Source organism: Nocardia sp. SYP-A9097 (assembly GCF_009649815.1).
In the GTDB taxonomy this organism is placed as follows: domain Bacteria; phylum Actinomycetota; class Actinomycetes; order Mycobacteriales; family Mycobacteriaceae; genus Nocardia.
The window spans coordinates 737,944-757,788 of record NZ_WJIC01000002.1; the positions used below are offsets into that span (position 1 = coordinate 737,944).

At 66.8% G+C, this 19,845-nt stretch carries 20 protein-coding genes; 6 read left to right on the forward strand and 14 right to left on the reverse strand.

Annotated elements, in window-relative coordinates; genetic code table 11:
- Positions 1 to 239 precede the first annotated feature (239 nt).
- On the forward strand, positions 240 to 1,385 hold the full coding sequence (locus tag GFY24_RS06930) for a lipase family protein (protein WP_153804057.1): 1,146 nt from the start codon (positions 240 to 242) through the stop codon (positions 1,383 to 1,385).
- Between the two features lie 113 nt (positions 1,386 to 1,498).
- Positions 1,499 to 1,975 (forward strand): DUF1772 domain-containing protein, encoded by a 477-nt coding sequence (locus GFY24_RS06935; RefSeq protein ID WP_153804058.1) that lies wholly within the window; start codon positions 1,499 to 1,501, stop codon positions 1,973 to 1,975.
- A gap of 54 nt (positions 1,976 to 2,029) precedes the next feature.
- Here the strand turns inward: GFY24_RS06935 and GFY24_RS06940 are convergent, their stop codons facing one another.
- The 4 genes from GFY24_RS06940 to GFY24_RS06955 all read right to left on the reverse strand — a co-directional run bounded on the left by GFY24_RS06940 (position 2,030) and on the right by GFY24_RS06955 (position 6,388).
- Positions 2,030 to 4,807 (reverse strand): molybdopterin-dependent oxidoreductase, encoded by a 2,778-nt coding sequence (locus GFY24_RS06940; protein ID WP_153804059.1) that lies wholly within the window; start codon positions 4,805 to 4,807, stop codon positions 2,030 to 2,032.
- Positions 4,804 to 5,622, reverse strand: a complete 819-nt coding sequence (locus GFY24_RS06945) for a xanthine dehydrogenase family protein subunit M (RefSeq protein WP_153804251.1) — start codon at positions 5,620 to 5,622, stop codon at positions 4,804 to 4,806. Before GFY24_RS06945 ends, GFY24_RS06940 begins: the two co-directional genes overlap by 4 nt.
- A gap of 122 nt (positions 5,623 to 5,744) precedes the next feature.
- Complete coding sequence (locus GFY24_RS06950) at positions 5,745 to 6,014, reverse strand: hypothetical protein (protein ID WP_153804060.1); 270 nt, start codon at positions 6,012 to 6,014, stop codon at positions 5,745 to 5,747.
- Positions 6,011 to 6,388, reverse strand: coding sequence for a hypothetical protein (locus tag GFY24_RS06955; protein ID WP_153804061.1), 378 nt, complete (start codon positions 6,386 to 6,388; stop codon positions 6,011 to 6,013). The genes GFY24_RS06950 and GFY24_RS06955 overlap by 4 nt, the downstream gene beginning before the upstream one ends.
- A 217-nt stretch (positions 6,389 to 6,605) precedes the next feature.
- Here GFY24_RS06955 and GFY24_RS06960 point away from each other — a divergent pair, with 217 nt between their 5' ends.
- Positions 6,606 to 9,356 carry a tetratricopeptide repeat protein gene (locus tag GFY24_RS06960; protein ID WP_153804062.1) on the forward strand — a complete coding sequence of 917 codons (2,751 nt, stop codon included), beginning with the start codon at positions 6,606 to 6,608 and terminating at the stop codon, positions 9,354 to 9,356.
- A 10-nt stretch (positions 9,357 to 9,366) separates the two neighbouring features.
- On the opposite strand, the gene GFY24_RS06965 is transcribed toward GFY24_RS06960, so the two are convergent.
- Genes GFY24_RS06965 through uraD form a run of 3 tightly spaced genes read right to left on the reverse strand, consistent with a single transcriptional unit; the run spans position 9,367 to position 11,567 of the window.
- Positions 9,367 to 10,740, reverse strand: coding sequence for an 8-oxoguanine deaminase (locus tag GFY24_RS06965; RefSeq protein WP_153804063.1), 1,374 nt, complete (start codon positions 10,738 to 10,740; stop codon positions 9,367 to 9,369).
- 3 nt (positions 10,741 to 10,743) lie between these two features.
- Entirely contained in the window at positions 10,744 to 11,061 is a 318-nt protein-coding gene (gene uraH, locus GFY24_RS06970) for a hydroxyisourate hydrolase (RefSeq protein ID WP_153804064.1), read from the reverse strand.
- Positions 11,058 to 11,567 carry a 2-oxo-4-hydroxy-4-carboxy-5-ureidoimidazoline decarboxylase gene (gene uraD, locus GFY24_RS06975; protein ID WP_153804065.1) on the reverse strand — a complete coding sequence of 170 codons (510 nt, stop codon included), beginning with the start codon at positions 11,565 to 11,567 and terminating at the stop codon, positions 11,058 to 11,060. Before uraD ends, uraH begins: the two co-directional genes overlap by 4 nt.
- A 78-nt stretch (positions 11,568 to 11,645) precedes the next feature.
- Here uraD and GFY24_RS06980 point away from each other — a divergent pair, with 78 nt between their 5' ends.
- Complete coding sequence (locus GFY24_RS06980; RefSeq protein WP_153804066.1) at positions 11,646 to 12,278, forward strand: NTP transferase domain-containing protein; 633 nt, start codon at positions 11,646 to 11,648, stop codon at positions 12,276 to 12,278.
- A gap of 13 nt (positions 12,279 to 12,291) precedes the next feature.
- Complete coding sequence (locus tag GFY24_RS06985) at positions 12,292 to 13,317, forward strand: XdhC family protein (RefSeq protein ID WP_153804067.1); 1,026 nt, start codon at positions 12,292 to 12,294, stop codon at positions 13,315 to 13,317.
- 5 nt (positions 13,318 to 13,322) lie between these two features.
- Here GFY24_RS06985 and GFY24_RS06990 read toward each other — a convergent pair whose 3' ends face one another.
- Positions 13,323 to 14,426, reverse strand: a complete 1,104-nt coding sequence (locus tag GFY24_RS06990; RefSeq protein WP_153804068.1) for an ABC transporter substrate-binding protein — start codon at positions 14,424 to 14,426, stop codon at positions 13,323 to 13,325.
- A gap of 92 nt (positions 14,427 to 14,518) precedes the next feature.
- On the opposite strand from GFY24_RS06990, the gene GFY24_RS06995 reads away from it, so the two are divergent.
- Entirely contained in the window at positions 14,519 to 14,884 is a 366-nt protein-coding gene (locus GFY24_RS06995; RefSeq protein ID WP_153804069.1) for a DUF4345 domain-containing protein, read from the forward strand.
- 4 nt (positions 14,885 to 14,888) lie between these two features.
- On the opposite strand, the gene GFY24_RS07000 is transcribed toward GFY24_RS06995, so the two are convergent.
- The 6 genes from GFY24_RS07000 to GFY24_RS07025 all read right to left on the reverse strand — a co-directional run bounded on the left by GFY24_RS07000 (position 14,889) and on the right by GFY24_RS07025 (position 19,839).
- Positions 14,889 to 15,683: an ABC transporter permease gene (locus GFY24_RS07000; RefSeq protein ID WP_375336012.1), complete on the reverse strand. Its 795-nt coding sequence runs from the start codon at positions 15,681 to 15,683 to the stop codon at positions 14,889 to 14,891.
- Between the two features lie 5 nt (positions 15,684 to 15,688).
- The gene (locus GFY24_RS07005) at positions 15,689 to 16,519 is read right to left on the reverse strand and encodes an ABC transporter permease (RefSeq protein WP_153804071.1); all 831 of its coding nucleotides are present in this window, start codon (positions 16,517 to 16,519) and stop codon (positions 15,689 to 15,691) included.
- A complete protein-coding gene (locus GFY24_RS07010; RefSeq protein ID WP_153804072.1) occupies positions 16,516 to 17,343 on the reverse strand; it encodes an ABC transporter ATP-binding protein in 828 nt (275 codons plus the stop codon). Before GFY24_RS07010 ends, GFY24_RS07005 begins: the two co-directional genes overlap by 4 nt.
- A 99-nt stretch (positions 17,344 to 17,442) precedes the next feature.
- On the reverse strand, positions 17,443 to 17,850 hold the full coding sequence (locus GFY24_RS07015; protein ID WP_153804073.1) for a hypothetical protein: 408 nt from the start codon (positions 17,848 to 17,850) through the stop codon (positions 17,443 to 17,445).
- Positions 17,851 to 17,947: 97 nt separating this feature from the next.
- Entirely contained in the window at positions 17,948 to 18,880 is a 933-nt protein-coding gene (locus GFY24_RS07020) for a hexose kinase (RefSeq protein ID WP_309230550.1), read from the reverse strand.
- A 107-nt stretch (positions 18,881 to 18,987) separates the two neighbouring features.
- Positions 18,988 to 19,839, reverse strand: coding sequence for a class II fructose-bisphosphate aldolase (locus tag GFY24_RS07025; RefSeq protein WP_153804074.1), 852 nt, complete (start codon positions 19,837 to 19,839; stop codon positions 18,988 to 18,990).
- Positions 19,840 to 19,845 lie beyond the last annotated feature (6 nt).

Below are 19,845 nucleotides of genomic sequence, written 5' to 3' on the forward strand. Positions count from 1 at the left end.
AGCAGCCGGGGTTTCTACTTGCGGGTAGCTCTGACGTGCAGTTTTGCATAACGCCCGTACTGTTTGGGTGACGACGGCCACCGGCACGCGACGCGCCGATGTCCGGCGAGCTGTGAGCACCTTCACAAGGGATTGTGATCTTGGTCGATGTGGCACGGACCACCCGGGGTACCGAAAAGGCCCTAATCTGGGCACACGTCCAGCGTAGGTGCGACGTCAGAGAACCTAAGGAGACACCGATGCGGAAACGATGGCTGTGCACCACGGCCCTGGCGGCCACCTCGATCGCGGCACTGGTCAGCGCTCCGAGCGCCACCGCCGAGCCCGCCGCCGAGATCGGCACGGTGAGCTCGGCCGAGCCGCTCGCACCGGCCGCGACCCTGCCCGGATCGGCGCGGGGGGAGCGAATTCTCTACGGCAGCACCACCGCGAACGACCAGCCCACAACCACCAGTGCCGCGGTTTACTTCCCGCCCGGTGAGGCGCCCACAGGCGGCTGGCCGGTCATCGCCTGGGCGCACGGCACCGTGGGACTGGGTGACGACTGCGCGTACTCGATCGCCGGACCGGCTGCGCGCGAACGGGACTGGGCCTACCTGGGAACGTGGCTGAAGCAGGGGTACGCGATCGTGGCCGCCGACTATGCCGGATTGGGGACGCCGGGCGATCATCCGTACCTCAATGGCACGGTCGAGGCACATAACGTCGTGGACGCGGTCAAGGCCGCGACCGGCCATTACTCCTCGCTGTCGCATAAGTGGGTGGTGGTCGGCCAGTCGCAGGGTGGTGGTGCGGCGGTCTTCACCGCGCGCTACGCGACCGAATTCGGCGGACCGGGACTCGATTACCGGGGCGCGGTCGGAACGGGCGTACCGGCGTATATCGAGGACATCATGCTGCCGCTGGGGCCGGGCGTGCCGCCGATCAAGCTGCCCGCGCACACCACCGGGTATGTGCTGTACATCCTGAACGGCCTGCGTACGACGTATCCGGACCTGAATATCGAGTCGTATCTCAATGATTCGGGGCGGTACTGGCTGGACCATGCCAATACCTCGTGCCTGGACTCGCTCGGTGAGGAGTTGACCGCGAACAATGTGGTGGTCGGCGACCTGTTCGCGCGTCCGCTGGCGCAGCTTCCGGATTTGCAGGGTGTGCTCACGCGGGTGATGGGGCTGCCCGAATCGGGTTATGACAAGCCACTTTTCATGGGCCAGGGGCTGTTGGACACCGATGTGATCACCCCGGCGACGCTGACGTTCGCGGCCAAGCTGCAGGCGAACGGCCAGCCGGTCGCGCTGCACACGTATCCGACCAATCACGATGGCACGGTGAATGCCTCGCTGGTGGACTCGGTTCCGTTCGTGCGCAATCTCTTCGGCTGATCGGAGCGGCTTTCCGGATTGAAATCTAGCAACGCTAGACAAGCTAGTAGCGCCACTGTTATGGTTGCTTCAGTTCCTAGCGATGCTAGATTTCAATCGGAAGAGGCACCGAAATGCTCACCACCACCGGCCAGATCCTCGCCATCCTCGCCGTTCTCGCCAATGGCGCGGTCTACGGCACCGATATCTGCGCCACCGCCATCACCCGATCGGTCAACAAGCACCTCGATGACGCCGCCGTGACGATCGCCGCCGGCTGGGGGCATTACTACGGCGATAAGCGGATGCCGATCTTCGGTGCGGGCGGCATCATCACCGCGGTGCTGACCACCGTGGTCGCCGTGGCCGGCGGCCATATCGGCGCGGCTGTCGCGGCGGGGGTCGCGGTCATCGCCCTGGTGAGCTGGCTCGGCTTCTATGTCCGGGTCGCCAAGCCGGTCAATACCGCACAGACCGCGGCCGCCAAGTCCGGTGTGATCCCCGCGAATGCCCGTGCGCTGCAGGATAAGTGGGACAGCATCCTGCCGTACCGGGTCGGCTTGCAGGGCATCGCCCTGGCCGCCCTCGGCATCGCTATCGCACTGTTCTGACCTACCGGAATTCCGGCGGCCCCGCACCTGAGGTGCGGGGCCGCGGTCGTGCTGTCACCTTCCGGACGACAGGTTCACAACCTGCGCAGGTGTGTCCTGGAGCAGACGCCAGACGCGATCAGCGCTCATCGGAAGCCGGTGCGGGCGAACGCCTATGGCGTCGCGGACGGCATTGGCCAGGGCCGGGGCGACCGGGTTGTAGGGGGATTCGCTCATGGATTTCGCGCCGAGCGGGCCCAGCGGATCGGCGGTTTCGGCAAACAGGGCCTCGGTGGGCGGGATATCCGAGAATTGCGGAATATGGTAATGGCGAAGGGTTTTCGTCGTCACGTCGCCATCGTGAGTGTGGATGTTCTCGTAGAGGGCGCTGCCGATGGCCTGGGCCACACCGCCTTCCACCTGACCGCGACATTGGACGGGGTTGAGTACCGTGCCCGCGTCGGCGGCCTGCACCGATTGCAGGATGCGGATTTCACCGGTGTTCGGGTGTACCGCGACCCGGAAGGCGTGCACATTGAAGGCGACCGAGCGGGGTGTGCCGTCGTGGGTGGCGGTGGCGGTGAGTTCGCCGTCGGCGACAAGTTGTGCGGCGGTGAGTAATCGGCCTTGGACGCGCACGCCGCCGGGTTCGAGGGTGTGCAGGGTGGCGGGCAGACCGGTGCGGGCGACCGCCCGGCGCAGCACGAGGGTACGGAGTTCTTCACAGGCCGCATGCGTGGCTCTACCTCCGACCGTGATGCCGGTTGACCCGAAAGCACCTGTGTCGTGGGCGGTTACATCGGTATCGGCATGCTTGACGGTGACCTGCCCGGAGTCGGTGCCCAGCACGGTGGCGGCGATCTGGGCATGCACGGTGGTGGTTCCATTGCCGAATTCCGCTGTACCCACCCGTAATTCGATGGTTCCGTCGGCCAGCAGGGTGGCATGCGCGGTCGCGCTGTGGCCGCGCGGCGGGACGGTCGCGATCATGGCGGGGGCCATACCCTCGCCGATCAGCCAGTCCGGGCCGGGCGCGGTCACGCCATTGCCGCGGCGCAGGGCCTGTTCGGCGAGGTCCAGGCACTGGTCGAGGCCGTAGCTGACAATGGTGAGGTCGGGTTCGGCATGCCCGGCGCCGCCGATGAGTTCATCGCCGGGGCGCACCACATTGCGGCGGCGGAATTCGAAGGGGTCCAGGCCGATTCGCCGTGCGAGTTCGTCGAGGGCGGATTCGACGCCGAACATCACCTGGCCCAGGCCGTAGCCGCGGAAGGCGCCCGAGGGCACGTTATTGGTGTACACCGCGCGGCCGTCGACGCGTTTGTGCGCGCAGCGATAGATGGCGACGGATTCGCCGACACCGTGGAAAAGCACTCCGGCACTGTGGTTTCCGTAGGCGCCGGCATCGACGAGCACATCGACCGCGAGTGCGGTGAGCCTGCCGTCGGCGTCGGCCCCGGCGGTGACCTGTACACGCATGGGATGTCTACAGGTGGTCAGGAATTCGTCGGTTCGGGTGAGCTCGTATTGCACCGGTAGTCCGGTGCGCAGTACTGCGAGGGCGACCAGGTCTTCGGTGAACATCTCCTGTTTGCCGCCGAATCCGCCGCCGACGCGCGCGGCGAATACCCGCACGACGTCGTGGTCCAGGCCGAACAGGCGGCACACTTCATTACGCACCAGGAATGGGACCTGGGTGCTGGTGCGCAATACGAGGCGGCCGTCGGCGTCCAGCCAGCCGATGCTGCCGTGGGTTTCCAGGTGCACGTGCTGTACCCGATGTGTCTCCCAGACCCCCTGCACCACTTCGACGGCGGCGCTGAGCCCGGCGGTGACATCGCCGACCCGGCCGTGCACCTCGGCGACCACATTGCGCCCGGCATCGGCGATTCGGGATTCGGTGGGTTTGTCCGCGTGCAGTAGCGGCGCGCCTGCCGCGAGCGCCTCTTGCGGGTCGAAAACCGCCGGCAGGAGCTCATATTCGATGACGAGCGCCCGGCAGCCCGCCCGGGCGGCGGCGAGCGAATCGGCTACCACGGCGGCCACGCGCTGGCCTTTGAACCGCACCACCCGATCGAGGATGAGTGTGTCGTCCGGATCGTCCTCCCGGATCTGGTGGCGCGCTGTCGAATACAGCTGTTCCGGTGCGTCCTCGTAGGTCAGTATCGCCCGCACACCCGGGATCGCCGCTGCCGCAGCGGTTTCGATCGCGATGATCCGTGCGTGTGCGTGCGGGCTGCGCGCCACTTCCAGATGCAATATCCCTTCCGGTGGCAGCTTCCCCGGATCCTGTTCGGCCATACCGATATCCATGGTGAACGGCTCCGCGCCTCGGACGATGCGGTCTCCGGCGAGTGCGCCGACTCCGGCGCCCGCACCGCCGCAGCGTGCTCCGGGCGCGTCCGCCGAGCCATTCGAACACGAGTCGGTGAGGGCCTCGGTGATGGCGCGGTAGCCGGTGCAGCGGCAGAGATTGCCTTTGAGGTTTTCGGGCAGGGCGGCCGGATCGAGTTCGCCGGTGCGCTCCAGTTCGGTGGCGGTGACGATCATTCCGGCGGTGCAGAAGCCGCATTGGAACGCGGCATTGTCGACGAACCGCCGCTGTATCGGCGTCGGATCCGCGGGCGTGCCGAGCCCGGCGGCGGTGGTGATGGTGCGGTCCGCGGCGCGGTGGGCCGGGTAGACGCAGGAGTGGATGGCGGCGCCGTCGACCAGTACGGTGCATGCGCCGCAGTCTCCGGCGTCGCAGCCCTTCTTCGGAGCTTGGTGGCCGGTCTCGCGCAGTAGGGTGCGCAGGCATTGCCCTGGGCGCGTGGGGGTTTCGACGGTTTCACCGTCGACGCGAAATTTCATGACCGTCCTCCCGCCAGTTCCCTGGCGATCTCGGCGGCGAGCACCCCGCTCACGTGCCGGCGCCAGTCGGGGGCGCCGTGCGGGTCGTCGTACCAGACGCCGGGATCCAGTCCCAGCACGATTGCCGATAGTTCGCCAACACTCGGTAGCGAGCTGAATTCCAGCACCGTGGGTCGTGTGGTGGCGGCACTGATGGTGATCACGCAGCCGCCGTCCGCATCGAGCCGCCCCATGACGACGGACCCCGAACGCCCCAGTGGCGCGAGCGAGATCTTGCGGAATGCGGTGCGCGAGCTCAGATTCGACTCCGGAATCCGTACGGCCCGCAGTACCTCCCCGGGCAGCAGCACCGTCTCCCCCGCTCCGGTCACGAAGTGCGACAGGGGAATCCACTGATCTCCGCGCGGCCCCCACACCAGTCCGAAGCCGCCCAGCGCCGTCAAGGCCGCCAGCACCGCGCCCGCGGGCAGGGCCAGGCAGATATTCCCGCCCACGGTCGCGGTCCGCCGTATCTTGTGCGAGGCGACCAGTGCCCCGCACCCCTGCGCGAACAGCCGCGTCGCATTCCACGCGGCCGGGTATTCCCCCGCCGCCAATTCGGCGAGTGTGCAGGTGGCGGCGATTTCCAGCCCTGCATTGTCAATGGTGAGCGCGGTCCAGCCGAGTTCGGTGATATCGATCAGCCGCCGCACCCGCTGCTGCGGTTCGGAGTACAGCCAGGTCCCCCCGGCCAATATGGCCGTCCCCTCCCCCAGCCCATCCAGATCGGCCCGGTCGCGGGCCACCACCAGTTCCCGAACCGTATCCAAATCCATCGCCATCACCCGCTCTCACCTGCGGGGCCGTCCCCGCGCCAGCCGGTCACGACCTGCCCTCCACCCTACGAGCCACGAGTTGCGCGGAGATTGCGACCACCCCCGCGCCTGTTTCGTAATGGTTACTCTTCGTAAGGACCCAGCGGCGATGATGTCCGATTCGTATCCGTCGCCGGGAGGCAGATCGGAGCGCACTGAATCGCCACCTGGGTCTGCGTGGGCGGTACGGAGCCGGGTTCGATGGATTTCTCGTATGCCCCGCAACTGGCCGAGATCACCATGATCACGAATACCGTCAAGCCCAGCATTCCGAGGAACGCCACGGCGAACAGCCCGGAGTGCAGTCGCGGCACGGGCACCACGAAGACGAATGGTCCGACATCGAAGATCATCGGTTCACCCCGTATCCGTCATGCCCGGGATGACGCCGCACCCCACGCTGAGAATCGCAGCGCCGCTGCGCTTCCCGCCTCGTCTCCGGATCGCGCAGCGCGAGCTTGCACATCACATCGACGAGCGAAAGCCCGAGCACCTCGGCGTGCATCTCGGCATTCTCCCCCTCGAATTCCCCAGTGGGCCTGTCGAATCCACCGATAATCATCTCGGCCAGCGCCACCCCCGCCACCGCCTGTTCGCGCGTCAACAGACGGGCCGGCAGGTACGACAGCACCCACAGCCCCTGGTGCGGGCCCGGCTCATCGATCCGAAAGGCCGCCTCGTGAGCCCCTTTGCCGATAATGAGCCAGCCTGAATCAGTTTTCGTCATTGATCCATTCCTTTACCGCCGCCTGGATCTGTCCCCAATCCGGATCCGGTTGATGAATCAATGGTCGCGATTCGGCCGTTCACCTTGAATCCCAGCGGTTCTCGGGATTTCTTGGCATGTCACGCTTCCTTGACCAGGCGAAATCGGCGCGGTACCAAGGAAATATCCCAGTGACGGCGGCCGAATACGGGTGCTCGCTGGATACAGGAGGCGCACCGTGTCACGAAACGGTGAATCCGACGGCTCGGATGATCATGGGCGTGATGTCGGAGCCGATACACGAAAGCAACTGCGTGGGATTCTACGCCGAACGGGGTTGCGGGAGAACGAGTTACTGGAGCCGTTGGCGGCGGAGTTGCGGCAGCGGGGGTGTCGGCCGCGGAAGGCTTGGCGGCTGGCGAACGAGTTCACTCAGCAGGAGGTGGCGGAGGAGTTCAATCGGCTGATGGGGAAGGCTTCCGCGCCGATGAAGGCGGCGCGGATTTCGGAGTACGAGTCGTGGCCGGGGTTGCGGGGGGCGAGTCGGAGTCGGCCGCGGCCGACGGTGGATGCGCTGCGCATACTGGCCACCATCTATCGGACCAGTTGGGATCAGTTGGTGGACACCGCGGATCTGGACTGTATGCCCCGGACGGATCGGGTGGCTTTCCGTACCGAACTGGCACGGCGGTGTACAACGCTGCCGCGGATGGCGGGCGGTGCGGTGCCCGGCGAGATGATTCCGTTCGTGGGGCGCGAGCGGCAGGTGGCGGAGTTACGGCAGCGGATCGAGCGGCATCTCGAAAATGGCGGGCCCGCGGTGCATGTGGTGAACGGGCTGGCGGGTATCGGGAAGACGGCGCTGGTGCGGTGCGTGGTGGATGCGCACGCCGATCGCTATCCCGACGGTCTGATCTGGGAGGATCTGCACGGCCACACCGCCGGTCGGACCCCACGCACCGCGGCGGATGTGCTGGAGCAGTTGCTGTTGAAGATCGGTGTGGCACCGGAGACCATCGACAGTGGTGCGGAGCGGCGCGGGCATCGCTGGCGCGACGAGATACGCGGGCACCGGCTCCTGATCGTGTTCGACAACGCGCTGGACAGCCGGCATGTGCTGCCGCTGCTGCCGGGCGCGCGGGATTGTCTGGTGATCATTACCAGTCGGCGGCGGTTGACCGGTCTGGCCGGTGCGGCCGCACCACTGCAGCTGGATCCGATGACCATGGCCGAGGCGGAGGAGTTCTTCCTCGAATTGAGCCATCTGCCGGCGGATTACGATGTCGGCGCGGTGCGGCGGATTCTGGATACGGCGGGCCGGCTACCGCTCGCGATCCGGTTGATCGCCGGGCAGATCGCGCACGGTGGCGAGGATATGCTGGCGGCCCTGGCAGCCGAATTCGACAGTCTGGCAGAGGGTTTGCGGCAGGCCCCGGATGATCGGGCGGCGGAGTCGGTGGCCGATCACATTCTGGACCGCTTCGCCGCGGAGGGTGAAACCCTGCGCGCCGCATTCGAATTGTCTTATCAGCGGCTGCCCGACCCGGAGCTGCGCCGGGTGGTGCGGTTGCTCGGCTGGTTTCCGGGTCCGGAGATCACCTCGGGCACGCTCGCGCCGATGGCCGCGGTCTCGGAGCCGACGGCGGGGACGTTCATACACCGCATCTCCGAGGTGGGTTTTCTGGATCGCGCGAAGCGGCTGCCGGAGCCGAGCGCGCCGACCCGGGAGCCGCGGCCCACGCGGCCGGTGGGACCGGTGCGGTATCGCATTCATGATGTGACACGGCTGTTTTCGCGCGCTCAGGCCGATCTGGAGGATACGTCGAGCGAGCGTGCCGCGGCCATGGCTCGGCTGGTGCGGCACTGTCTCGGCATTGCCCGGCAGGCGGGTGTGCCGCGGCCGTTCGATATAGCGGGGAGCTTTCCGACGCCGTCGCCGCGGGATACGGATCCGGTGGCCGCGGCGGCCCGCGATTGGCTGACCACCGAGCGGGAGATGCTGTTGGGCTGCATCAGGGTGGCGGGTTCGGGTTCGGACTTCGGTGAATTGGCGCGCCTACTCGGTTCGCATCTGTCGACGCTGGGGTACTGGTCGGATGCGCGCTGGCTGTTCGTGCGCGCCTTGGACAGCACGCGCGGGCGCGGGGATCGGCTGACCGAGTGCGACATCCTGTACGAGCTGGGCACCGTGCACCGCCGGGCCTGCGATTACGACACTGCCGCAAAGTGTTTCGAGGAGGCGCGCACGATCGCGGTCCGGCTCGGGGATCAGCTCCGGACCGCCTGCGCACTGTGGGGTTATGCCGAGGTCACCCGGCATATCGGGGATTACCATCCGGCCAGCCGCGCCTATCTCGACGCGCTGGCCATCGCCCGGCTGCTGGAGAATCCGAAATTCGAGGGGAGCAATCTGCGTGGGCTGGGCCATCTCGAGCGCACGCGGGGCGAGCGGGAGACCGCGCACGACTACTATCTGGCGGCGCTGGGGATCGCCGGGCAGATCGGCGACCGCTACAGTCTCGGCTGGTCGCTGTGGGGGTTGGGCCTGATCACCAGGGACACCGGGGATTTGGATATCGCGCGGGCGCAATTGGCCGATGCGCACGGTATCGCCGTCGAGATGGCCGATGCGCTGCTGGAGGCCGATGCGTTGCGGGGGTTGGGGCAGATAGCGTGCGATGTGCGCGATCTCGATGCGGCACAGGAGTTCTTCGCCGATTCGATGGATATCGCCCGGCGCAATCGTGATCCGCACGGTGAGGCAGATGCGCTGCGTGCGCTGGCCGGTCTGGTGTCCGAGGTCGGACCCCAGTGGCGGGTCTGCGATTTCCTGGGTAAGGCGCTGGCCCGCTACCAGAGCATGGGGGTCAGGATCGCCGAGCAGGTCCGGGTGGAGCTCGAGCAGGCGGTGCTGCGGTGTGCGCGGAACCAGGTCCGCATTCCGGAGCAGGTGCGTGAGGATCTGCTGGCCTTGGGGGTGACGGTCTGACCGGCTCCCGCTACCCGGCCTTGGCGACCAGCGCGGCCTGCGTGCGCGCGACATCGCGGCCGGCGGCCTCCTCGTCGATGGTCTGAATTTCACCGTGGCGCACAATGATTCGCCCGTTCACCACCAGCGCGGCGAGTGGCGGGGCGGAGCCGAGAATGAGGGCGGTAATGGGGTCTTCGATGCCCGCGTGGGCGGGGGTGGACAGGTCCCAGAGGGCGAAGTCGGCGAGTTTTCCTGGTTCGAGCGAGCCGATTTCATCGGCACGGCCGAGAATTCGCGCACCGCCCATGGTCGCCATATCGAGAGCCGTTCGGACGGACAGGGATTGGGGTCCTCCACGCTGCCGGGCGAGAAAGAGCGCGTTGCGGGGTTCCTCGATGAGGGAGCTGGCCTCATTGCTGGCCGCGCCGTCCACACCGAGTCCGACCGCGACTCCGGCGGCGAGCAGGTCGGCGGTGCGGGCGATCCCCGCGCCGAGACGACTGTTGGAGGTGGGGCAGTGCGCGGCTCCGGTGCCGCTGCGCGCCATGGTGCCGATAGCGGTGTCGTCGAGGTGGATGGCGTGCGCCCACCACACATCGGGTCCGATCCAGCCGAGTTTCTCCAGGTATTCGGCGGGGGTGACGCCGTGGGTGGCGCGGCAGTACTCCTCTTCGTCGAGGGTTTCGGCGACGTGCGTATGCAGTCGAACGCCGAGTTCCCTTGCCAGCACGGCTGATTCGCGCAGCAGGTCGGCGGAGACCGAGAACGGTGAGCACGGTGCGAGCGCGATGCGCAGCATGGAGTCGAAGGAGGTGTCGTGGTAGCGCGCCACCGCCTCGGCGCTGGCGGTGAGGATGTCGTCGAGGGTTTCGATCACCGAGTCCGGCGGTAGGCCGCCCGCGCTGCGGCCCAGGTCCATGGAGCCGCGGCAGGGATGGAAGCGCAGCCCGACCTGTGCGGCGGCGTCGATTTCGGCGGCCAGCAGGTCACCGGCGTCGCGCGGGAAGACGTAGTGGTGGTCGGTGGTCGTGGTGCAGCCGCTGCGTGCCAGCGCGGCGAGGCCGCCGGTGGCGGCGATGCGGGTGGCGTCCGCGTCGATACCCGCCCAGATGGGGTACAGCGTGGTGAGCCATTCGAAGAGCGTGGCATCGGGCACCAGGCCGCGGGTGACCCACTGGTAGAGGTGGTGGTGGGTATTGACCAGGCCGGGTGTGAGCAGGCAGCCGCGGCCGTCGATACGGGTGGCGCCGGGCGTCTCGGGTGCGGGTCCGGGTCCCACGGCCTCGATTCGGTTGCCGCGCACCAGGATATGTCCGTCGCGGTATTCGGTGCCCGCCGCGTTCACGGTGGCGATGGCGCAGCCTTCGATGATCAGGTTGCCCGGTTCCGCTGCGTCGCTCATGGGTCAACTACCTCGGTAGGTGGAGTAGGCGAAGGGGGAGAGCAGCAGTGGCACGTGGTAGTGCCGCTCCCCGGTGACGGCGAAGGCGATGGTGACCTCGGGGTAGAAGGCGTCGACGCCCTGCGCGGTGAAGTAGCCGCCGGTGTCGAAGCGCAGCCGGTAGTCACCGGCGGCCACCTCGGCGAGCGCCCCGATCCGGCCGTCGGCATCCGTGCTGCCGGACGCCAATTCGGTTCCCGCCCAATCGAACAGCGTCACGGTGACCCCGGCAGCGGGTGCACCGTGGACGGCGTCCAGGACATGGGTGCTCAGGGAGCTCATGCGGCGTCTCCCGAATCCACCAGTCGCCGTAGCCGAATGCGGTTGATCTTCGCCAATTCCTCTCGCACGATGCGCCTTTCGATGGCCGGGTCGTTCCCGAGACGAGCGGTGAGCATGGTCAGCAACTGCCGCGGTGATTGCCCGGTGGCGCACACCAGATACACATGTCCGAATTTTGCCTCGTATTCGCGGTTTCCGGTGGCGATCGCGGCACGTATCTCGTGATCGGCGCCGGCCATACCGGCTTGTTCGCGCGCGGAGTCGGCGCTGTCCGGCCGGTCGCCGATGCGGGGGTGTCCGGCGAGTCCGCGGTCGATCTCGGTTTCGGAGATTTCGCCGAGTTCGGTGTCGGCGGCGCGCAGTAGTTCCTCGATGCTCGCGAAGGGGCGGCGCGCGGCCACGGCATGCGCCCAGGCGGGTGCGGAGCAGCAGGTCAGCAGTAGTTCCACCGCGGCCGCCTCGGGGAGGGCGGCGAATTCGTCGAGTCCGATCCGGTTCTCCGTCATCACCTCCAGCATCGGCTATGGCAATCGCCCCCGCCACTCGAGGGGCGAAGATCAGCGCGCGCGGCTAACCTGCCCTGCATGACCCCCGAACGCTGCGATGGCATGGTGCTGGCGGCAGGTGCCGGCACCCGCTATGGCATGCCGAAAGCCCTGGCCGAGAACGGTGCGTGGCTGCGTGCGGCGGTGCGTGCGCTGCGCGAGGGCGGCTGTGCACGGGTCTTCGTGGTGCTGGGGGCGACCGGTCCGGCCATCCCGGCGGGGGAAACCGGTTCTGCCCCAACGTGGCTGGTGTCGCAAACCCCTCGCATTCCCGTCCCGCCGGGTGCGCATCCGGTATGGGCGGCGGATTGGGCAACCGGTGTGAGCGCTTCGCTGCGCGCGGGATTGGCCGCGGTGGCCGGCGTTGGGGACGCACCCCCGGAGTATGTCGCGATCATGCCGGTGGACACCCCCGATGTCGGTCCGGATGTGGTGCGCCGGGTGATAGATGCCGCACAAGCCGCCGAGAGTGGTTTGGCGCGTGCGTTCTTCGGGAATGTTCCGGGCCATCCGGTGGTATTGGGCCGGGGGCATTGGGCCGACGTGCTGGCGAATGCGACGGGAAATTATGGGGCGGGGACTTATTTACAAGGAAGAGCGGATATGGTGTGCGTCACGTGTGATGACCTTGCGACGGGGATCGATCGGGACTACCCGTGCGGCACGCGGTGATCGGGAGCTTGTGATGCGCGATATCGTCGACGACCTTCTACGGGTATGGCACAGCGGGCGGACCGGCGGACTTGCCACCCTGGTGCGAACTGTCGGTGCCACTCCCCTTCCGATCGGCGCGGCCATGGTGGTCGATGCGGAGGGCCGGGCGTTCGGCTCGGTATCCGCGGGTTGTGCGGAGGCCGCCGCCTACGAGGCCGCGGTGGAGGCGGCGCGCACCGGCCGCCGGGGGCTGAACCGTTTCACTCCCGGGAGCGGTCTGGATGCCGGAATGGATTGCGGCGGCACCCTGGATGTCTTCACGGAACCGTTCTCGCGCAGGCATTTTCCCGAATTCCCGGATGTGGCGGCCGATATGATGGCGCAGCGGCAGGTCACCGTTTTCACCGTGGTGTGGCATTCGGATCCGGATGTGATCGGCCAGCATTTGATCACCGATCGCAAGCACGGCACCGAGCTGGTGTCACTGCCGGATTCGGATGTGTTCGTCTCCTCGTTCACCCGGCCGCCGCGGCTGATCATTGTGGGCGCCAACGCGATCGCGGGTGCGCTGGCCATCCAGGCACGACTACTGGGCTATCGGGTGACGGTGTGTGATGCTCGGGCGACCTTCGCCAATGCCGACGCCTACCCCGGGTGCGAGGTGGTGGTGGATTGGCCGCACCGCTATCTGAACACCATCGCGGCGGCGGGTGAAATCGATTCCAGCACAGCGGTTGTGGTGCTGTCGCATGACGCTAAGTTCGAAATCCCGTTGCTGACAATCGCTTTGCGACTACCCAGCCTGGGATTCCTTGCCGCGCTGGGATCCCGGGCCGCGAACGCACATCGAATGGAAGCCCTGCAGGCGGGCGGTTTCGACGACGAGACACTGTCGCGACTGCACGCTCCGGCGGGGCTGGATCTGGGGGCGCGCACCCCCGCCGAGACCGCGGTATCCATCGCCGCGGAGTTACTGGCCTATCGAAACGGCACCACCGCCGAGCCGCTGTCGAGTCTGGGCGACTCGCCGCATCATCGCTCGACGCTGGTGTCGTAGTTCGATCAGGCCGCTTTCAATTCGGGGTACTCGGTGTAGACCTCTTTGAGGATCGACATATCGAACAGCTTGTCGGCCTTGATATCGATCTTGGACTTGCCCAGGGCGCCGATATTGTGCGCGATCAGCTCGTCGGACATCACGAAGAGCCCGTTGAACTGGGTTTCCGGTGATACCACGAGGGTGTTCTGCGCCCGCGCCTCCTTCGTCTGCTCGTCCAGGTCCAGGCGCTGATCCTTGCCGTACACCTCGACGGCCAGTCGCGCGGATTCGGCCGGATTCGTGATCGCGTCCCGCCAGCCCTTGATATCGGCGACCAGCCACGCCTTCAGTTTCTCGCGCTCATTGTCGATGGTGTGCTGGCTGACGGTGAGCGTCTCGGCGGTCAGCGGCAGCCCGTAGTCCGCGAACAGGAAGTTGGCATTGGCGAATCCCTTGGCCGCCAACGTGATCGGCTCATTGGTCACATAACTGACCCAGCCGTCGACCTCACCGTTGGCGAGCGGGGTGGGATCGAATTGCGCGGGCACGATGGTGACATCGTTCGGCGTCATACCGTTGGCGGTGAGCAGCGCGTTGAAAATGAGCTGATTGGTGTCCTGCACACCGATCTTGCGCCCCTTCATATCCTGTGGCGAATTGATCGGTTTGCCCGCCGAGCTGACGATGCAGAACGGATTCTTCTGATAGGTGGCCCCGACGATCTTGGCGTTCAACCCTTCCAGCACCGCGGGCGCGGTGGTCTGCGGCGCGGACATGCCGATCCAGATCTTGCCGGTCCCCAGCCCGGCCTCCACCGAGGTGCTGGCGGCGCCACCGGCGACCAGATTCACCGATCCGAATCCGGCGTCCTTGAAGTACCCCTTCGAATCCGCGAAGTACTCCCCCGCGAACTCGATGTTCTTCAACCAGGACAACTGCACCGCGACGGTCCCGTACTTCGACCCGTCATCGGTGGTCCCATTTCCCGATCCCGAGGAATCTTTCCCACAGGCGGCGAGCAGTGACCCTCCGGCAACCACCGCCGCCGTCAAACCCGCATACCGAAGAAAGGATCGCCGATCCATGGACAACGGAGAGGCCGAACCCGGCCGGCGCAAAGAACTCATCCGCCGAATCTAAAGGCTTTCAGTTTCAATTATTTTGCTTTGACCGACGTATTTGTGTGCGCCAGGTTAACTAACTCGCGGATGATCGGGTGATGAGCTCCGTCCTGATCAGTCTCGTAGCCATGTTCTTCCTACTCATGGGCGTTTACGCGCTGGCCGCCCCCGCAGCCCTGACGAAGCCGTTCGGTATCGCCGTCGAGACGCCGGTGGCGCGCTCCGAGATCCGGGCCGTGTACGGCGGATTCGGCATTGCCGTCGCGATCCTGCTCGGCGTGGCCGCCGCCGATATCGGCGATATCCGCCGGGGCGCGGTGATCGCGGTGGCCGCCGCGCTGGGCGGAATGGCGTTGGGGCGCATCATCTCCCGGCTACTGGATCGGCCCGTCGGCTTCTATCCCATCTGGTTCTACTGCGGGGTGGAGCTGGTCGCCGCCGGATTGTTGTGCGTCGCGGTGTGAGGTCTCAGTCGCGGCCCTGTTGTGGGGCGAAGCGGGCCAGCACCAGGTTTTCCAGGACGCCGACCACCGCGTAGGCGAAGACGGAGACGACGGTTACCAGGGCGATGGAGGCCCAGAGGCGGTTGTATTGGAAGGTGGGGATGGCCCGGATCAGGCCCGCGCCCAATCCTGTTCCGCTGCCCAGCCATTCGCCGAGCAGGGCGCCGATCAGGGCTCCGGGGACCGAGACTCGGGCGGCGGCGAAGACCGAGGGCAGGGCGGCCGGAACCGAGACCATGCGCATGGCGGTCCAGCGCGAACCTCCGTAGGCGGCAACGAGTTCCATGGCCTGGGTGGGGGCGTTGCGCAGGGCGGTCATGATCATGACCAGGGCCGGGAAGAAGACCACGATGGCGGCCATGACGGTGACACCGAGCAGGCCGCGGCCGAAGACCAGGACGATGATCGGGGTGAGGGCCACCAGGGGAACCGAGCGCAGCAGCATGGCCACGGGCAGGAACGCCTGGGATATGGCAGGGACGCCGACGAACAGGGCCGCCACGAACAGGGCGCCGCCCAGACCCGCGATGAAGCCGATTCCGGCGTCGCGCAGGGTGATTCGCATTTCGGCGAAGATGGCGCTCCTGGCCGTGCCGGAGGTGGGGCCGGTGACCAGGTAGGTCCAGACATCGCCGGGACTCTTGCCGACCAGGCCGACCTGTGGGTACAGCTGCAGGAAGCCGTACCAGAGCACGACCAGCAGGATGAGCGAAACCACCAGCGGCAGTAGGAATTTGCCGATGGGTCGCAGGATGTGCAGGGTTTTCATCGCACCTCGGCTCGGGTCCAGGGCAGGGCCAGGCGGGCGATCAGCGCGACCACCGCGTAGCCGAGTCCGGCGAGTGCGGCGGCGGCCAGGGCCATACCCCAGGTGCGCGGCACATTGTATGCGGTTTGCGCGGCGGTCAGTGCGACGCCGATGCCGCTGTCCACGCCGCCGAGGTACTCGCCGATGATCGCGCCGAGTACGGCCGACGGTGCGGCGATCTTCAACGCCGCCAGCGTATTCGGCAGTGCGGCGATGAGTTGTACCCGGCGCATGCGCTGCCAGCGACCACCGCCGTACGCCCGCACCAGATCCAGGCTGGTCCCGTCGGCCGAGCGCAGCCCGGAGACCGCGCCGACCATGGTCGGGAAGAAGCAGTACATGGCGGCCAGGAATACCGTCGGGGTGCGCCCGCCGAAGACCACCAGAATGATCGGGCCCAGCGCCAGCAGCGGTGTGCAGTAGCTGAGAATGGCCAGCTGGGTGACGAGCATTTCGATCGGCGGGATCAGCACCACGAGCAGGGCGAGCACGATGGCCAGCGCATTGCCCCAGGCGAAGCCCTGCAGCGCACCCCAGGCCGTCACCTTGAAGTTCGGACCGTACAGCGACCAGCCGTCGCTGTACATGGTGTGCAGTACCTGCCAGGGCCCGGGCACGGTGCCATTGGCGACGTGCAGGGCCGCGGCCGCGGCCCACGCCGCCACCAGGACGACAATCCCCGCGAGCCCGCCGAGCTTGGAGATGCGCAGTTGCCCGCGCAGCGCGGTCAGGCCGCCGCGCAGGCTGCGTGCCTCCTCGTGTACGGAATCGACTGCCACGCTTGTCATTCCGCCACCACCCCGCCGTGGCCGGTGCGCCCGAACAACAATTCGGAGAGATAATCGCAGAGCTTGTGGAACTCCGGTGTGCGCATCATCTCGGGCGTGCGCGGTCGCGGTAGGTCGATATCGACCATCTCCACCACCCGCCCGGGGCGCGGGCTCATTACGGCCACCACATCGGAGAGGAAGACCGCTTCGGCGATGCCGTGCGTGACCATCAGTGTGGTGGCGGGCTTTTCGGTCCAGATGCGCAGTAGTTCGAGGTTCAGTCGCTGTCTGGTCATATCGTCGAGCGCGCCGAAGGGTTCGTCCAGCAGCAGGATCTTGGGTTTCACCACCAGCGCGCGGGCGATCGAAACCCGTTGCCGCATACCGCCGGAGAGCTGCGCGGGTTTGGCCTTCTCGAAGCCTTCCAGCCCGACCAGCGCGATCAGATCCGCGATCAGCCCCGGATCGGCGGGCAGCCCGGCGACCTGCAACGGCAGTTTGATATTGGATTCCACACTGCGCCATGGCAATAGCGCCGAGTCCTGGAAGGCGATGCCGAATTCATGTCTGCGCCGCAGTTCCGCCGGTGTCTCGCCATTGATGCGGGCGGTGCCCGCGCTCGGGGTGTCGAGCCCGGCGAGTATGCGCAGGATGGTGGATTTCCCGCATCCGGACGGGCCGAGCAATGACAGGAACGCGCCCTGCTCGGTATGCAATTCGACCGAGTCCAGGGCGGTTACGCTGCGTCGCCCGGATCGGAAGGTCTTGCTCAGACCGCTGATATGAATGCCTGTTCCTCCGGCGGCAACGTCCGAACTCACTGGGCCGGCTTCCGAACTCATAGGGTCACCATAGGAGCAGGGAATTGCACCGAGATTGCGAATCGGCAGACTGGATTTCGACCGTGTTACCGTCGCCGGTCGAATCCGGTTACCGGGCGCTCACCAGGGCGACGGTTCGAACCAGTCGCGAGACTCCCGGCGAAACAGCAGCACGATCACCACGAGTGAGGCGATGGGCCCGAGCGGTCCCGGCGGATGCCCATCGGTAATGGACGGCACCGTCCACAACATATTGAGCACGGCCAGCAGAATCGCCCCGATTCGCACCGACTGCCCCACGGAGTGAAAGGTCAAGGCCACCAAGCCGAGCAGCCAGGCGGGCACGAACGGCACCGCCGTCTGAATAGCGGATCGACTCCCCAGCAACCATCCGGAAGACGCCGTACAGACCAACCCGATCAAGGCCAGCAGCACGGCGATCACCTGCGCCGCACGCACCGCCCGTGGCATCCGATACGTGTCGTCCACGCCCGGCCCCTGTTCGGGCGGCACTCGCAGGTCCGACATCCCGCCGAATTTACCCCGCCACGCCGCGCGGATCCGATAACACGCCGTTCGGTGACCGTGCCAAGGGCCATTTATCCACAACCATCCACAGGTGTGATCAAGGGCGGGCGGCGACCGGTTCGAGTTCGGTGACTCGGACGGTGGGGGTCAAGCGGTCGCGCAGGACTCGGTCGATTTCGCCCGCGACGGGGATGACCACCGCGGCGGCGGAGGTGGCTACGGCGTCGGTGAGCAGGGCGGGCCAGTTGGGGTTCGGGCCGGCGGCTAGGGCGGCGATAATGGCTGCCACGGCGGCGTCACCGGCACCGGTGGGGTTGCCCGCGAGGGGTTCGGGGAGGGCGGCGGACCAGGCGCGGGTGCCGGTGACGGCGACCATGCCCGCACCGCCGCGGGTGACGATGACCGCGCCGACACCAGCGGCGATCAGGGGGTCGACGGCGGTGAGAATTTCCGGGACCGTGGTGGCGGGTCGGCCGGTAAGTCGTTCCAGCTCTTCGATATTGGGGGTGAGGATGATGCCCGGTACGCGCGCGGAGAGTTCCAGGGCGGGTCCGTCCAGATCGCAGATGGTGGGTACGCCCGCACGTACGGCGGTGCGCGCGAGGTCGGCGGGCAGGCCGGGATCGACGCCGCCGGGCAGGGAGCCCGCGATGACCATGCCGCTCATATCGGAGAGCATCCCGGCCACTCGCACCCGTAATTGGTCGACGGCGTGTGGTTCGGAGATGCGCGGGCCGGGTTCCCACAGCGCGGTGGCGGTGCCGTCATCGGATTCGCTGATCACCACGGTGCGCCGGACCCAGGGCAGCGCGTGTACGAAGTCGACGGGCATTTCGAGTTCGGCCGCGGCGGCGAAGGAATGGTCCGAGAATCCGGTGGCGCGGGCGTATTTGCCCAGTTGGTTCAGCACCCGATTCACATTGATACCGCGGCCGCCGAGCCGCTGATCCACCGACCGCACCCGGTGTGCCCGGCCCCGCTCGAAATGCTCGACCCGGTAGGTCATGTCATAGGCGGGGTTCATGGTCACGGTGAGGATCACCCGTACAACTAGTTCACGTCCGCAGAGTGGGCGCAAGACCCAAACCTCACGAATGGACAGCGAAAAGGTTCGCAAAGGCGGCAATCCGCCGGGGATCAGTTCGGTACTGCTCGCAGTACGCGCGTACCGAGTACTCGCAGATGGTGCTCCACATCCCGTCGCATACCTAATCGGCCGGGGCCCAGATACTTTCGCGGATCGGACGAATCAGGCGCGGCGGCCAGCACGACCCGCACCGCCTCGGTCAGCGCGATATTCAGCCGGGTACCGATATTGACCTTGACCATGCCGTGCCGGACCGCCGCGCGCAGGCCGTCATCAGGGACGCCGGAGGAACCATGCAATACCAGCGGCACCTCCAGGACCTTCGCCAAACTCGCAATCAGCTCGGTGTCCAGGGCCGCCGCGCGGGTCTGCATGGCGTGCACCGAGCCGACGGCCACGGCGAGCGCGTCCACTCCGGTCGCGGCGACGAAGGCGACCGCCTCCCGCGGATCGGTACGCACACCCGGCACATGCGCGCCGTTCTTACCGCCGACCTCGCCGAGTTCGGCCTCCACGAACACGTCGCGATCGTGACACCAGCGGGCGATTTCCGCAGTGGCGGAGACATTTTCGGCGTAGTCGAGGGCCGCGCCGTCATACATGACGGAGATGAGCCCGACCTCCACCGCCTCCTTGATCAGCTCGATATCGGTCGCGTGGTCCAGGTGCACCGCGAGCGCGGCCGAGCTGTCTTCGGCGATCTGCAGGCAGGCGCGGGCCAGCGGCTTCAGCCCGCCGTGATACTTCACCGTATTCTCCGAAATCTGAAGAATCGCAGGTCTTTCCATGGTCTCCGCGGCTGCGGCAATCGCCTCGGCATGCTCGAGGGTGATCACATTGAACGCGCCGAGACCACCCGGCCGAGCCAGCTCGATCAATCTCGGAATGGGGGTGAGTGGCATGAATTC

Bases quoted from the DNA above. Each gene is read 5' to 3' on its own strand.
- GFY24_RS06940 (WP_153804059.1), bottom strand. From the start codon at position 4,807: ATGAAATTTCGCGTCGACGGTGAAACCGTCGAAACCCCCACGCGCCCA.
- GFY24_RS06995 (WP_153804069.1), top strand. From the start codon at position 14,519: ATGAGCTCCGTCCTGATCAGTCTCGTAGCCATGTTCTTCCTACTCATG.
- GFY24_RS06930 (WP_153804057.1), top strand. From the start codon at position 240: ATGCGGAAACGATGGCTGTGCACCACGGCCCTGGCGGCCACCTCGATC.
- GFY24_RS07005 (WP_153804071.1), bottom strand. From the start codon at position 16,519: ATGACAAGCGTGGCAGTCGATTCCGTACACGAGGAGGCACGCAGCCTG.
- GFY24_RS06980 (WP_153804066.1), top strand. From the start codon at position 11,646: ATGACCCCCGAACGCTGCGATGGCATGGTGCTGGCGGCAGGTGCCGGC.
- GFY24_RS06985 (WP_153804067.1), top strand. From the start codon at position 12,292: ATGCGCGATATCGTCGACGACCTTCTACGGGTATGGCACAGCGGGCGG.
- GFY24_RS07025 (WP_153804074.1), bottom strand. From the start codon at position 19,839: ATGCCACTCACCCCCATTCCGAGATTGATCGAGCTGGCTCGGCCGGGT.
- GFY24_RS06965 (WP_153804063.1), bottom strand. From the start codon at position 10,740: ATGAGCGACGCAGCGGAACCGGGCAACCTGATCATCGAAGGCTGCGCC.
- GFY24_RS07010 (WP_153804072.1), bottom strand. From the start codon at position 17,343: ATGAGTTCGGAAGCCGGCCCAGTGAGTTCGGACGTTGCCGCCGGAGGA.
- uraD (WP_153804065.1), bottom strand. From the start codon at position 11,567: ATGACGGAGAACCGGATCGGACTCGACGAATTCGCCGCCCTCCCCGAG.
- uraH (WP_153804064.1), bottom strand. From the start codon at position 11,061: ATGAGCTCCCTGAGCACCCATGTCCTGGACGCCGTCCACGGTGCACCC.
- GFY24_RS06950 (WP_153804060.1), bottom strand. From the start codon at position 6,014: ATGATCTTCGATGTCGGACCATTCGTCTTCGTGGTGCCCGTGCCGCGA.
- GFY24_RS07015 (WP_153804073.1), bottom strand. From the start codon at position 17,850: ATGTCGGACCTGCGAGTGCCGCCCGAACAGGGGCCGGGCGTGGACGAC.
- GFY24_RS06990 (WP_153804068.1), bottom strand. From the start codon at position 14,426: ATGAGTTCTTTGCGCCGGCCGGGTTCGGCCTCTCCGTTGTCCATGGAT.
- GFY24_RS06945 (WP_153804251.1), bottom strand. From the start codon at position 5,622: ATGGATTTGGATACGGTTCGGGAACTGGTGGTGGCCCGCGACCGGGCC.
- GFY24_RS06955 (WP_153804061.1), bottom strand. From the start codon at position 6,388: ATGACGAAAACTGATTCAGGCTGGCTCATTATCGGCAAAGGGGCTCAC.
- GFY24_RS06935 (WP_153804058.1), top strand. From the start codon at position 1,499: ATGCTCACCACCACCGGCCAGATCCTCGCCATCCTCGCCGTTCTCGCC.